At 65.1% G+C, this 14,042-nt stretch carries 10 protein-coding genes; 2 read left to right on the top strand and 8 right to left on the bottom strand.

Annotation, left to right across the window (positions count from 1 at the left end):
* Nucleotides 1-62 precede the first annotated feature (62 nt).
* Nucleotides 63-1,781 (bottom strand): ATP-dependent RNA helicase RhlB, encoded by a 1,719-nt coding sequence (rhlB, locus tag ABQY74_RS18210; protein WP_039524962.1) that lies wholly within the window; start codon nt 1,779-1,781, stop codon nt 63-65.
* A gap of 198 nt (nt 1,782-1,979) precedes the next feature.
* Here rhlB and trxA point away from each other — a divergent pair, with 198 nt between their 5' ends.
* Together trxA and rho are read left to right on the top strand one after the other, a co-directional pair.
* Nucleotides 1,980-2,321: a thioredoxin TrxA gene (trxA, locus tag ABQY74_RS18215; RefSeq protein ID WP_005923050.1), complete on the top strand. Its 342-nt coding sequence runs from the start codon at nt 1,980-1,982 to the stop codon at nt 2,319-2,321.
* A 217-nt stretch (nt 2,322-2,538) separates the two neighbouring features.
* On the top strand, nt 2,539-4,452 hold the full coding sequence (rho, locus tag ABQY74_RS18220; RefSeq protein WP_349792606.1) for a transcription termination factor Rho: 1,914 nt from the start codon (nt 2,539-2,541) through the stop codon (nt 4,450-4,452).
* Between the two features lie 639 nt (nt 4,453-5,091).
* Here rho and ABQY74_RS18225 read toward each other — a convergent pair.
* The 7 genes from ABQY74_RS18225 to ABQY74_RS18255 all read right to left on the bottom strand — a co-directional run bounded on the left by ABQY74_RS18225 (nt 5,092) and on the right by ABQY74_RS18255 (nt 14,001).
* Nucleotides 5,092-5,976, bottom strand: coding sequence for a hypothetical protein (locus ABQY74_RS18225; protein WP_349792608.1), 885 nt, complete (start codon nt 5,974-5,976; stop codon nt 5,092-5,094).
* Between the two features lie 59 nt (nt 5,977-6,035).
* Complete coding sequence (gene aceK, locus ABQY74_RS18230) at nt 6,036-7,775, bottom strand: bifunctional isocitrate dehydrogenase kinase/phosphatase (protein WP_349792610.1); 1,740 nt, start codon at nt 7,773-7,775, stop codon at nt 6,036-6,038.
* A 267-nt stretch (nt 7,776-8,042) separates the two neighbouring features.
* Nucleotides 8,043-10,274, bottom strand: coding sequence for an NADP-dependent isocitrate dehydrogenase (locus ABQY74_RS18235; RefSeq protein WP_349792612.1), 2,232 nt, complete (start codon nt 10,272-10,274; stop codon nt 8,043-8,045).
* 404 nt (nt 10,275-10,678) lie between these two features.
* Complete coding sequence (locus ABQY74_RS18240; protein WP_349792614.1) at nt 10,679-11,236, bottom strand: hypothetical protein; 558 nt, start codon at nt 11,234-11,236, stop codon at nt 10,679-10,681.
* Nucleotides 11,237-11,299: 63 nt separating this feature from the next.
* Nucleotides 11,300-11,593, bottom strand: a complete 294-nt coding sequence (locus ABQY74_RS18245) for a LysM peptidoglycan-binding domain-containing protein (protein WP_102253294.1) — start codon at nt 11,591-11,593, stop codon at nt 11,300-11,302.
* Between the two features lie 102 nt (nt 11,594-11,695).
* Entirely contained in the window at nt 11,696-12,511 is an 816-nt protein-coding gene (gene queF, locus ABQY74_RS18250) for an NADPH-dependent 7-cyano-7-deazaguanine reductase QueF (protein WP_349792616.1), read from the bottom strand.
* Nucleotides 12,512-12,684: 173 nt separating this feature from the next.
* Nucleotides 12,685-14,001 (bottom strand): M20 family metallopeptidase, encoded by a 1,317-nt coding sequence (locus ABQY74_RS18255; RefSeq protein WP_349792618.1) that lies wholly within the window; start codon nt 13,999-14,001, stop codon nt 12,685-12,687.
* Nucleotides 14,002-14,042 lie beyond the last annotated feature (41 nt).

Genomic DNA, 14,042 nt, shown 5'->3' on the forward strand with positions numbered 1-14,042 from the left:
CGGAGCGCCAGCGCTTGCGTCGCATCGCCGGAGCCCGGCAATGCGACGCAGGCCGCAGGCGATCAGTTGCCGGACACCAGCGAGCGCAGGCGACGGCCGATGCGGCTCAACAGCGACGGGCTGCCGGACGGCTTGGCGGCGCTGCGCACCGGCTTGGCGACCACCTGGGTGGGCTTGCGCGGTGCGGCAGGTGCGGCGACCGGTGTGGAGGCCACTGCCGGCTCGGCACCTTCGACCGGACGGCCGTTGCGACGACGGCGCCGCTTGCGTGGTGCGCGCTCGGCATCGGCCACGATGGTGGAAGGCGCCTCGACCGACGCCGCCGCAACCACCGGCGTTTCGGTCGGCGCTGCCGCTGCCGGGGCTTCGCCTTCCACACGCGGCTTGCGACGCGGACGCGGCTTGCCATCGGCACTGCCGCCGTCGCGACGACCGCCGCCACTGCCGCTACGCGATGCGCCGCCCGGGCCGCTGCGACCACCGCCGCGGCGCTGCTCTTCGGCAGCACGCTGTTCGCGCGCCTCGCGGAAGATGGTGCCCACGCTGTCGCCAGCATCCTCGTCGGCCTCTTCGCCTTCCACCGGTACACGCGCGGTGCGCGGCAGCGGCGTCAGCAGCTCGGAGGTCACCGGCTCGACCGGAATCTTCTGCTCGATATAGGCCTCGATGTCCGGCAGGCTCATCGCATAGCGCTCGCAGGCGAAGCTGATCGCATCGCCCTCTTCGCCCAGCCGCGCGGTACGGCCGATACGGTGCACGTAGTCTTCCGCATCGAACGGCAGGTCGTAGTTGTAGACGTACTTGACGCCGTCGATGTGCAGGCCGCGCGCGGCCACGTCGGTGGCGACCAGGATTTCGAGCTGGCCCTTCTGGAAGCGGTTGAGCAGCGACTCGCGCTTCTTCTGCGGCACGTCGCCCGACAGCACACCGACCCGGTAGCCATGCCGCTCCAGCGTGCGCGCCACGCGCTCGACGAACGCCTTGGTATTGACGAACACCATGGTGCGCGCGCCTTCGCTGCGCGACAGCAGGCCCAGCAGCAGCGTCTGCTTCTCTTCGTCAGACGGGAAATAGATGCGCTGGCGCACCCGTGCGGCGGTGATGCTCTCGGTTTCGACGACCAGCTTTTCCGGCTCGTTCATGTGCTCGTAGGCGAGCTCGAGCACGCGGTGGCTGAGCGTGGCCGAGAACAGCAGGGTCTGGCGGGTGCCGCGCTCGGGCATCCGCCGCAGCAGGAAGCGGATGTCCTTGATGAAGCCCAGGTCGAACATGCGGTCGGCTTCGTCCAGCACGCAGATCTCGCATGCGTGCAGCGAGACCACCTTGTGCTGCTTGACGTAGTCGATCAGCCGGCCCGGGGTGGCGATGATCACGTCCACGCCCTGCTGCAACAGTTCGCGCTGCTTGTCATAGTCCACCCCGCCGTAGACCAGCGCGAAGCGCAGGCCCAGGTCGGCGCCGAACTTGACCGCATCCTTGTGGATCTGGATCGCCAGCTCGCGGGTCGGCGCCAGGATCAGCGCGCGCGGGTCTTCCGGCTTGCGGTCGGCCAGCGCCGGGCGGATCAGCAGGCGGTTCATCACCGCCACCAGGAACGCCAGGGTCTTGCCGGTGCCGGTCTGGGCCTGGCCGGCGACGTCGCCGCCCGGCAGCGCGACCGGCAGGGTCAGCGCCTGGATCGGGGTACAGCGGGTAAACCCGGCGCTCTCCAGCCCGGCGATCAGCGCCGGATGCAGGTCGAACGTGGAAAAAGTCAAATCGGTCAGCGGTTTGTCGCTCATTATTCCGTCTTCGTGAGGCGCCCTGGGCAGCCCGGGCGCGGCTTGCATCGATGCCGACAGCGTCGCAAACTGCGGCTGTTGTGGCGGACAGCGCGGCTTCAGGACTGACACTTGATTCAGTCGCGCAATGCCCCAGTTTAACGCAATGTAGCGGCCTGCCCGTTCGGGCGGGCCGTTTTGGTTTCCAGGAGACCCAACGTGAGCGATAAGGTTCAACATGTCGGCGATGCCGACTTCGATACAGCTGTACTGCAATCCGGCGAACCGGTGCTGGTGGATTTCTGGGCCGAGTGGTGCGGACCCTGCAAGATGATCGCCCCGGTGCTGGACGATCTGGCCGATACATACCAGGGCAGACTGAAGGTTGCCAAGGTCAATGTGGACCAGAACCGCGCCCTGGCCATCAAGTACCACGTGCGTTCGATTCCGATGCTGTTGCTGTTCAAGGACGGCCAGGTGCAGGCCACCCAGATCGGTGCGGTTGGCAAGGGCCAGCTGACCCAGATGATCGACAAGACCCTGGGCGGCGCGGCCGCCTGAGCGAGCGGGCGTCCAGCCATGGGCGCCCCGTGATGCGCCAGCAGTTAAATCCTGCTGCGGCAGGCGCTTGCGCGGTTGCGCGCAGCGGTGATAGTGTCAGTTGATCCGGAGCACGTTCGTGCGCCGACGTACCCCTCTAGAAACCTCTTCTAGACTCCCATCACCTAAAGTTCGCCCCCCAGCCGGGCGCTCGCACTCTTAGCGAGGAATCACGCACTTGTCCGATCATCCTTCCTCCGATACCGGGAGCAGCGTCGACGCTCCTGTCGAGAAGCGCGTGCGCAAGCCGCGCGCGAGCAAGACCGCCGCTGCCACCGACGACGGTGGCGCGCAGCAGCCCAACCTGCCCTTGCCCGCCAGCCCCGCACCCGACGCTCCACGTGCCCCGCAGGCCCCGTCGCACGCTGCCGATTCGGCACCGGCGCAGACGTCCGGCGATGGCGCGTCCTATGCCGGTAACGCCCCCAGCGCCAACCAGGGCAACCCGGGCAACGACACCCATGGCGACTCCCGCGAGGGTGGCCAGACACAGCAGCAGCGCTTCAATCAGGCGCAGCAGCAACAGAACCAGAATCAGGCGCAGCACCGTGGCCAGGGCCAGAACCAGGCTCAGCCCCAGGCGCAAGGTCAGGGTCAGGGTCAGGGTCAGGGTCAGGGTCAGGACCAAGCCCAGAATGGCGGCCAGAATCAGCAAGGCCAGGGCCAGGGACAGAACCAGCAGGGCAACCGTCGTGACCGCTTCCGCAACCGCCGCGACCGTGGACGCGACCGCTTCGGCAACGAAGGTGGTGGTGGCATGCCGTCGTCCGATGGCAGCAACGAGCCGTTCGTCGCGCGCCCGCACCCGGCCGTGCCGGAAGGCTTCCCGGTCTACTCGCTGAGCGATCTCAAGCGGATGCCGGCGCAGAAGCTGCTGGATATCGCCGACCAGCTCAACATCCAGGAAGGCGTGGCGCGCGCACGCAAACAGGACGTGATCTTCGCCCTGCTCAAGGTGCTGACCCGCCACGGCGAAGGCGTTGCCGCCGACGGCGTGCTGGAAATCCTGCCCGACGGCTTCGGCTTCCTGCGTGCCGCAGAAGCCAGCTACCTGGCCGGCCCGGACGACACCTATATCTCGCCCAGCCAGATCCGCCGCTTCAACCTGCGGACCGGCGATCACCTGTCCGGCCGCATCCGCTTCCCGAAGGACGGCGAACGCTATTTCGCGCTGTCGATCGTCGACACCATCAATGGCGAGCCGCTGGAAGCCAGCAAGAACAAGGTGCTGTTCGAGAACCTGACCCCGCTGTTCCCGCGTCGCCGCTTCCGTCTGGAGCGTGGCGATGGATCGACCGAGGACATCACCGGCCGCATCCTGGACTTGATGGCGCCGCAGGGTAAAGGTCAGCGCGCGCTGATCGTCTCCCCGCCCAAGGCCGGTAAGACGATGATGATGCAGCAGGTGGCCACGGCCATCACCAGCAATCATCCCGAAGTGCACATGATCGTGCTGCTGATCGACGAGCGCCCGGAAGAAGTGACCGAAATGCAGCGCACCGTGCGCGGCGAGGTCATCTCCTCCACCTTCGACGAACCGGCCGCGCGCCACGTGCAGGTCGCCGAGATGGTGATCGAGCGGGCCAAGCGCCTGGTCGAGCACAAGAAGGACGTGGTGATCCTGCTCGACTCGATCACCCGTCTGGCACGCGCCTACAACAACGTGGTGCCCAGCTCCGGCAAGGTGCTCACCGGTGGTGTGGACGCCAACGCGCTGCACCGTCCGAAGCGCTTCTTCGGTGCGGCCCGCAACGTGGAAGAAGGCGGCTCGCTGACCATCATCGCCACGGCGCTGGTGGAAACCGGCAGCAAGATGGACGAGGTGATCTACGAAGAGTTCAAGGGCACCGGCAACAGCGAAGTGCATCTGAACCGTCGCATCACCGAAAAGCGCGTCTATCCGGCGATCGACATCAACCGCTCGGGCACGCGTCGCGAAGACCTGCTGATCGAGCCGGAGCTGCTGCAGAAGATCTGGATCCTGCGCAAGCTGCTGCACCCGATGGACGAAATCGCGGCGATGGAATTCCTGCTGGACAAGATGAAGACCACCAAGTCCAACGACGAGTTCTTCAGTTCGATGAAGCGCTGAGTCGCTCGGCGTTCTCGATACAAAAAAAGCCCCGCATTGCGGGGCTTTTTTTGTGGGTGCGTGGTTGCTTGCAGTCACAAGTCGGGTTGGTCGAGTACGCGGTGCCCTCGCCGCTCGCGGGACACACCGCAGGTACGTACGTGTAGGCTCGGGAGCGGCATCCTCGCCGCCCGCGATCCCGCAAGCGGCGAGGACACCGCACCAGGAAGTTGATCGGCGGGGCCAACACCTGCCTATCGCCGCGTCTGCGTTGGGATGCCAGAAGGTTTTGCAGGGTGCTTGTTGAAAAGCCTGCCTTCTCTCGGCTTGAAATGGAACGCTGGTGGGACGCGCTGTGACTCAAACAACAAACGTCATGCTCTGCTCGCAAACATGCACACCGACCATCTCGACGGGTCCTTGCCCGCCCATCGTCGCGGGACCTTACGCGGCATGGATGCCGCGTAAGAGCCTACAAGGACGTACTTGCAGCGTGTCCCGCGAGGGTGGGCGGGCAAGGGCCCTGCAGCCAACTGGCAGATCAGCAGCCTTGTAGCCAAGCCCTGATAAGCCGTCCGGCAGCGAACGATCAAGACCACCCGCTCTGCAAGCAACAGGCGTGAGGTAGCTTCGCCAGCCGCGCTGATGTTGGCTTCGCGCTTAAGTTCCTTGCAGCGGCGTCACCAGCCGCACACCTTCTCCGCGTGCGGAGAACAAGCCACTACCCGGTAGCGCATCCGGACTGTCGGTCGATGCCGACGCATCGCGCTGCTCGTGCCAGGGCGCCGGCTGACGCGGGCCCGGCAGATAGGATTGCCACTTTTTGGCTTGCTTTGCAGCGATCAGATTGCCTGGCCAGGATTCGATGGCGAAGGTGACCGGAACCCGCATGACCCAGTACGGCGCGTCGGCCTCGGCGCCTTGCGTTGGCGGCACAAATGTCCAGCCTCGCGCCTTGGCGATTGCAACGTCGGCAAACGCCTTGCGCCAGCGCGGGCGCCTGGATTCCGGCGCCAGCGTGGTCAGGTTGACCTGCTCGGCGACCAGATCTTCGACCTTGCCATCGCGCCCGACCTTGAGCAGCAGATAGACCACCCCGGTCACACCTTCTCGAAACGCATGCTCTGGGTACGCGGGTGCCGGCATGTCCTTGGCAGCGACGCTGGCTGCAGCTTGCTCCTGGCTGCCGAAATGCGCGCTGCGAATCGATACGGAATAGGTGCCGTTATCGGCCGGCTTGGCGACCAGCAGCAGATTCATCAGCAATTGCGCGGGCAAGGCGCTCCCATCGTCTTTGACAGGGTCAAAGCGCCAGGAAGCGATCGATTGTTTGACGCGGTCGCGGACCACTGGCGGCAGGCTTGCTTCGTCGGTGAGCTTGACCTCCGTAACGGTACCGTCCGGCGTCAGCGTCAATTCGCCTGCGATATTCATGCTGGCCTCCATCTGTGCCTGTACCTGCGCGGCACTGGGAACTGCCTGCACGCCGCTGACACTCGCCATTGCCAACAAAATGCCCAAGCCCAAGCGTTGCTTCCATTGCATGACCGCACTCCGTGGTTATTGAGTTTCGTTGTACCAGCTTGGCGCATACGCGTAAATCGTCAGGCCAGTTTTCGCGAGTCTGCGTAGGGCGGGGTGTCGGGGTAGTCGTCCTCGCGCAGGCGGGTTTGCAGGTCGCGCCACCACTGCGGGTCGAACAGTTCCGGGTGCAGGTGCTTGACCGCTTCCAGCTGCGAGGGTGGCAAGCCCATGAACAGCGCGAAGCGCTCGGGAAACACATCGCGCGGGCCGACGTGGAACCAGGGCTCGGCAGCCATCTGTTCTTCATAGGTGGTGGGGGTCGGCCAGTCGCGGAAGGTGCATTCGGTGATCAGGCACAGCTCGTCGTAGTCGTAGAACACCGCGCGCTGATGGCGGGTGATGCCGAAGTTCTTCAGCAGCATGTCGCCGGGAAAGATGTTGTTGCGCGCCATGTCCTTGATTGCCTGGCCGTAGTCCAGCGCGGCCGCATGCGCGGCTTCGGGCAGCTGTTCGCGCAGATAGAGATTGAGCGGGCGCAGGCGGCGCTGCACGTAGCACAGCGCGATCAGCACGTCCTGGCCATCTTCGCTCAGACTCGTCGCACAGCTGGTCTGCAGCTCGTCCAGCAACGCGGGCGAGAAGCGCGACTTGGGAAACCGCAGGAAGCGATACGGCTGCGCGTCCAGCAAGCGACCGATACGATCGAGCTGGAACACCAGCTCGTATTTGCCTTCGACCTGCGCGCGACTCATGGTCTTGGGATAGGCAAAGCGGTCGCGAATCAGTTTGAACACCAGCGGATAACTGGGCAGGGTAAATACCACCATGACCATGCCGGGCGTGCCGTCGGCATGCACCAGCTGCTCGGAGGGATGCGCCTGGAAATGGCTGAAAAACGTGCGATAGCGTTCGGTCTTGCCCTGCTTGGCGCGCCCGAGCATCGTGTACAGCTCGTCGACCGGCTTGTGGGTGAGCAGGCTGCGTAAGAACACCACCGCGTCGCCGACAGTGGACAGATCGGCCTGGAAGTAACTGCGCGAGTTGCTGAACAATTGCGCGACGTCGCTGCGTCTGGTCAGCACCGCTTCGGCACGCAGGCCGGCGTCGTCGTTGACCAGGGCGATGACGCATGGCGAGAAGCGATGTTCGCCGAACACGCGGCCGACCAGGTAGGCGCGCCGCTCGCGATAGAACACCGTCTCCAGCAGCTCCACGCTGCGCACCGGGTGCCCGCCCCAGTGCGCGAGATCATCGAGCAGGCGCACCGCGATCGCCGCTGCGCAGCGGGTGCGATGCGCATACGGAACGTCGAAGGAATAATCGCCGAGCACGCGCACCAGCATGTCGGTCAGCCGGCCGGGCGAGACCGCATAGGTATGCCGTGCGACCGGCACCGTGATCGCGTCGGTCGGCTCGATATCCAGCGCGATGAACTCGATCTCCGCATCCACGCCGTGGGTGCCGAAGTAACGCCGGGTCAGGGTGTTGTAGAAGGTCTTGTACAGCTCCTGGTCGATCAGCCCGCTCAGCAGCGCGGCGTAATGCACGCGTGCACGCATCCACAGCGCGCGATCGTGCGCCTGCCCCAGCAGCACCGCACGCAAGCGCAGCATGCATTCGCTGATGTACTGGTCGTACAGCGCGATCCGCGCCACCGCATCATCGCGCGCGCCGCTCCAGTCGCGCGTTTCGAAGCGCTGTTTGGCGCGTGCGGTGATCTCGGCAAACCGGGCGTTGTAATCCTCGAAGGCGTCGTACACGGCATGGGCGATCGCCAGCGCACGGCGCTCGGACTGCGGCGGTAACGGGAGCTGGCTCATGCCGGCAGTGTACCCAGCGCATGTTGCGACGTGCAGCGGAGACAAACGATCAATCGAACAGGCGCACAGTCGGCCAAATGCCGAGACTGCTCGCACCGAGGCGCAGGATCTCTCGCAGGCAAGGCATTGCCAGATCGTGAGGCCTGGCACGCAACGACCGTGTTCTCGCGGTTGCACGCAAACGCCGGAAACGACAAGGCCCGCCCCTCGTCGAGGCGGGCCCTGCCTGTTGCACCTGCTGGACGCATCGCCAGGCGGTGCGCTGGATCAGGCCTTCAGCGTGGCCAACACGTCGTTAAAGGTCTTGCTCGGGCGCATCGCCTCGCTGACCTTGGCCAGATCGGGGTGATAGTAGCCGCCGATCTCGACCGGCTTGCCCTGGGCGCCGTTGAGCTCGGCCACGATGGTGGCTTCGTTCTCGGTCAGGGCCTTGGCCAGGGGTGCGAACTTGGCCTGCAGGGCGGTGTCCTCGGTCTGCGCAGCCAGGGCCTGCGCCCAGTACATCGCCAGATAGAAGTGGCTGCCGCGGTTGTCCAGTTCACCGACCTTGCGCGCCGGCGACTTGTTGTTGTCCAGGAACTGGCCGTTGGCCACGTCCAGCGCCTTGGCCAGCACCGTGGCCGACGGGTTGTCGTAGCGGTTGCCCAGATGCTCCAGCGAGGCGGCCAGGGCCAGGAACTCGCCCAGCGAATCCCAGCGCAGGCTGTTCTGTTCGACGAACTGCTGCACGTGCTTGGGCGCCGAGCCGCCGGCACCGGTCTCGAACAGGCCGCCACCGGCCATCAGCGGCACGATCGACAGCATCTTGGCACTGGTGCCCAGCTCCAGGATCGGGAACAGGTCGGTGAGGTAATCGCGCAGCACGTTGCCGGTGACCGAGATGGTGTCCTGGCCTTTGCGGATGCGCTCCAGCGAGAAGGTGGTCGCTTCCACCGGCGGCAGGATGCGGATATCCAGGCCGTTGGTGTCGTGATCCTTCAGATAGGTTTCGACCTTGGCGATGACCTGCGCATCGTGCGCGCGGGCCTTGTCCAGCCAGAACACCGCAGGCGTCTCGCTCAGGCGCGCACGTTCGACGGCCAGCTTGACCCAGTCCTGGATCGGCGCGTCCTTGACCTGGCACATGCGCCACAGGTCGCCGGCTTCCACCGCATGTTCGAACACGGTGGCGCCGGTGTCGTCGGTGACCTTGACGGTCCCGGCGGCGGCAATCTGGAAGGTCTTGTCGTGCGAGCCGTATTCCTCGGCCTTCTGCGCCATCAGGCCGACGTTGGGCACCGAGCCCATGGTGGACGGATCGAATGCGCCATGCGCCTTGCAGTCGTCGATCACCGCCTGATAGACATCGGCGTAACAGCGATCCGGGATCACTGCCTTGGTGTCCTGCAGCTTGCCTTCGGCATTCCACATCTGACCGGAGTCGCGAATCATCGCCGGCATCGACGCATCGACGATCACGTCGCTGGGCACATGCAGGTTGGTGATGCCCTTGTCCGAATTGACCATGGCCAGGGCCGGACGCTGCGCGTATTCGGCCTGGATATCCGCCTTGATCTGCGCCTGCTGGTCTTCCGGCAGCGTGGCGATGCGTGCGTATAGGTCGCCGATGCCGTTGTTGGGATCGAAGCCGACCGACGCAAGCGCTTCGGCATGCTTGCTCAGCGTGTCCTTGTAGAACTCGCCGACCACCACGCCGAACAGCACCGGGTCGGAGACCTTCATCATGGTGGCTTTCAGATGCACCGAGAACAGCACATCCTTGGCCTTGGCATCGGCGATCTGCGCGTCGATGAAGCTGGCCAGTGCGCGCTTGCTCAGCACCGCGGCATCGACGATTTCGCCGGCCTTGACCGCGACCTTGTCCTTCAACACGCTGCTGCTGCCGTCGTTACCGACGAATTCGATCTTCAACGCGCCGGCGGCCGCCACGGTGGTGGATTGCTCGCTGCCGAAGAAGTCGCCGTCGTCCATATGGGCCACGTGCGACTTCGAATCGCTGCTCCACTTGCCCATGCGGTGCGGATGCTTGCGTGCGTAATTCTTCACCGACAACGGCGCGCGGCGGTCGGAGTTGCCCTCGCGCAACACCGGATTGACTGCGCTGCCCTTGACCTTGTCGTAGCGCGACTTGATGTCCTTTTCGGCGTCGTCCGTGGGCGTGTCCGGATACGCCGGCAGCGCATAGCCCTGGCCCTGCAGTTCGGCGATGGCGGCCTTGAGCTGCGGCACCGAGGCGCTGATGTTGGGCAGCTTGATGATGTTGGCTTCCGGCGTGGTGGCCAGCTCGCCAAGCTCACCGAGGTCGTCGGCGATCTTTTGCGCGTCGCTCAGGTGCTCGGGAAACAGCGACAGGATGCGGCCCGCCAGCGAGATGTCGCGGGTTTCGACCACGATGCCGGCAGTATTGGTGTAGGCATCGATGATCGGCAGCAGCGACTGCGTGGCCAGATACGGTGCTTCGTCGGTGAGCGTGTAGATGATCTTCGGTGTCTTCGACATAAGGTGCGATGGCTCGTGTGGTCGGAAGGAGCGCCGGCGTTGTTGGCACTGGCGTTGGCGTACGCGGCGGGGGTCGCTGCTGGCACGCCGATCGGCCAGCGCGTGGAACGCGGCGATGGATCAGCACGGCATTGTCGCGTCTGAGCCGCGCCCGGGTAAAGCGACCACAGGCGGATGCTCCATCCCGTCACCCGTCCAATGCGATGGATGCAGCTGTAACGAATGTGCCGTCTGACAGAATTGCATAGAAAAAAGGGCGCGATCGTGCGATCGCGCCCTGATGGCTTGCTGGAAGAACGATAGGGCAACGCGATGGACGCGCTTGTCCGACATGCTTGGGATCAGCGCGCTACCGCTCTGCGAATACGCACACCTACCTGCAAACTGCCTGCTCGCCTGGCTGCTTACTTGACCGCGATGGTCTGCGGAGTACCCGCCGGCTTGCCATCCACCATCACCTGCGCGGTGTAGCTGCCAGCCGGCCAGCCATCGGGCTTGCTGAAGCTGAGGTTGGTGGTTTCCGGGCCCGTCGTGGTCAAGGTCGCGTTCTGTTCGCCGGCCACCTGACCATCCTGATAGGTGAGTTTGGCTGCGACCGCCACATTGCTCGCACTGCCATCGGTTTTCACCGAAACGATGATGGTGTCTTTGCTGCCGATATTGGCCGACGGAGTCACCGACTTGTCGGCAGTCGCCGTGGTGCCGACCACCACGCTCGACACCATCACTGCCGAACCTGTGGCGGCTGCGGTATCGGTGCTGGCAGCGCCGGTCGCGGCGCTCTGGCCAGCCTGATCGCTCGCCGGCGGTGTTGCGGCCGGACCCGGCATTGCCTCGGTGGCAGCGCCGGAGGTCGGATCCTTGGACACGCTGTCGTCGTCGGCCTTCTTACTGCAGCCCGACAGGGCGAGAACGCCGGCAAGGGCAATGGCGAGGGTGCTAGAAACGGAAGTAGTACGCATGGATCAATCTCCGGATATCAGAACGAAAAGTGGATTTCGAAAGGTGCCAGGTATGCGGTGCGCCTATGACTTCGGCGGCAACTGCAGCACCTGACCGGGAAAGATCTTGTCCGGATCCTTAAGCGTTTCGCGGTTGGCCTCAAAGATCCGCGGCCACAGGTTACCGTCGCCGTAGTGGCGCTTGGCGATGCTGGACAGACTGTCGCCCGCCTGCACGGTGACCGATTCGCTGACCAGCTGCGCAGTGCTCTGCACGCTGGTACGCACGTTGGAGAAATCCGCCGCTGGCGTGACGTCGGCAGTACTGTCGACCGAGGACGTCACGTTGGAGAAGTCTGCTTTCTTGTCGACACTCATTGCCGCCATCCCTTTGCATCACGATGACTGCAGGGTGCGCGGCGCGCTGTTAAGCGTGGATCGCGCCACCGTGAAGCTGGTGCGAGCCTTGAATGGGCGCGATTACTGGCGCAGGTCGCGGAAGATCGACAGCGGCGTCGGCACGCTGGGCGAGCTGCGCAAGGGGTTGATGTCCAGCCCGCCACGGCGGGTATAGCGCGCTTCCACCACCAACCACTCGGGCGCGCAGTGGAGCAGCACGTCATGGAAGATACGCTCCACACATTGCTCGTGAAACTCGGCGTGGTCGCGGAAACTCACCAGATAACGCAGCAGGCCTTCGCGGTCGATCGGGGCGCCGCGGTAGCGCAACGTGACGCTAGCCCAATCCGGTTGACCGGTGACCGGGCAATTGGATTTGAGCAAGGCCGAGGTCAGCACTTCTTCCACCACTGGTTGCGCGTGCGCCGCCAAATATGCGGCATTGGGCGGGCCGTAATCGTCGATGCTGACATCCAGTGCGTCGATCGACTCGCCCTCGCCCACTGCATCGATCGGCGGCAGACCGAATTCCACCACCACGTCGGCACCGGCGCGCGTGGACAAGTCGGAGGCGATGCGCGTACGCACCGCTTCGGCGCTATTGAAGCGGGTGGCATTGAGCGAATTGAGATACAGCTTGAGCGACTTGGATTCGATCAACGACGGCGACTCGCTGGGCACGTGCAAGGTGGCGGTGGCCACGCACGGCTTGCCCTGCGCATCGAGCCAGCTGAGTTCGTAGGCATGCCAGCGGTCGCGGCCGATGAAGGGCAAGGCCCCCGTCAGGCCGATTGCCTCGCGCCCGGCCGCGCGCGGAATCGGGAACAACAGCGACGGATCGTAGCCGCTGGGATAGGCGACCTCACGACCGAGGGTGGAATCTTCTGGGGTATTCATCGCGCCATTTTAGGCCGAGCGGGCTGGCCGTGAGGTGTATAGCGGACGCTGGAGCGACCTGGCGACAGAAGCAGCGGGCCGTCAAGCGGCCCGCCACCCCACACGATCACCAACGCTCAGCGGAAACCGCGCAACTGCACACGATTTCCCAATCCCGATTCCCGGTTCCCGAATCAGCCAGCCTCCCCCTGATGCAGGTAATCCAATGACACCTGCAACAGCGCGCGCAGGCCCACATCCAGCGACGATTCGTCGAGCAGGAACTGCGGCGAATGGTTGCTGGGCGCGGTGGCCGGGTCGATGCCCTTGGCGGTGGAGCCGACGAAGAAGAACATCGACGGCACCTGCTGGGCGTAGAAGGAGAAATCTTCCGCGCCCATCTGCAACGGCGGTTCGTAGACATTGCCGGCGCCGACCACGGCCTGCAGGCTGGGCAGCATCCTGGCGGTCAGCGCCGGGTCGTTGACCGTGGCCGGGTTGCCGGGCTGGTCCGGCACCTGCGCCTCGACCCTGGCCCCGTGGGCGGCGGCGGTGTGTTCGGCCACCGTCTTGAGGTCGGCGAAGATCTGCTGGCGCATGGCTTCGTCGAAGGTGCGGATGGTGCCGACCATTTCCACATCGTCGGGGATGATGTTGTAGCGGATACCGCCCTTGATCGCGCCGAAGCTCAACACCGCCGGTTGTTTGGACAGGTTGGCGCGGCGGCTGATCACGGTCTGCGCGGCGCCGATCATGTCGGCGCTGGCCACGATCGGGTCGATGCCGTTCCACGGCGCCGAGCCATGCGTCTGGCGGCCGATCATCTTGATCGCAAACCGGTCCGAGGCCGCCATCAGCGGGCCGCTGCGCACCGCGATCTTGCCGGCCTGCACGCTGGAGAACACATGCAGGCCGAACACCGCCTGTGGCTTGAAGTCGGCGAACAGGCCTTCCTTGAGCATCAGCGAGGCGCCGCCCTCCTCGTTACCGGGGGCGCCCTCTTCGGAGGGCTGGAAGATCAGCATCACTTCGCCGGGCAGCTGCTCGCGCATGCCGACCAGTGCTTCGGCCACCCCGAGCAGGATCGCGGTGTGGGCGTCGTGGCCGCAGGCATGCATCACCCCGACCTGCTCGCCGCGGTACTCGGCGGTGACCTTGGAGGCATACGGCAGGCCGGTCTGCTCCTTGACCGGCAAGGCATCCATGTCCGCGCGCAAGGCGATCTTCGGACCCGGCTTGCCGCCCTTGATGATGGCCACCACGCCGTGATGGGCGATGCCGGTGCGCGGCTTGAGGCCGAGCTTGCGCAGCTGCGCGGCCACGGTGGCGGCGGTGCGCTCCTCGCGGTTGGACAGCTCCGGGTGCTGGTGGAAGTCGCGGCGCCACTGCACCAGCTTGCTCTGCAACGGCGCGGCGGCGGCCTGGACTTCGGGCCGGGGCGCGGCCTGGGCGGCGGCCAGGGTGGGCAGGGCAAGCAGCAACGCGCTGGTCAGCAGGCGGGAGTGGCGCATCAGCAATCCTCTAAAGATGGTCGCTTAATGTAGTGCAGGTG

Source organism: Xanthomonas sp. WHRI 7064, assembly GCF_040202355.2.
Lineage (GTDB): Bacteria > Pseudomonadota > Gammaproteobacteria > Xanthomonadales > Xanthomonadaceae > Xanthomonas > Xanthomonas arboricola.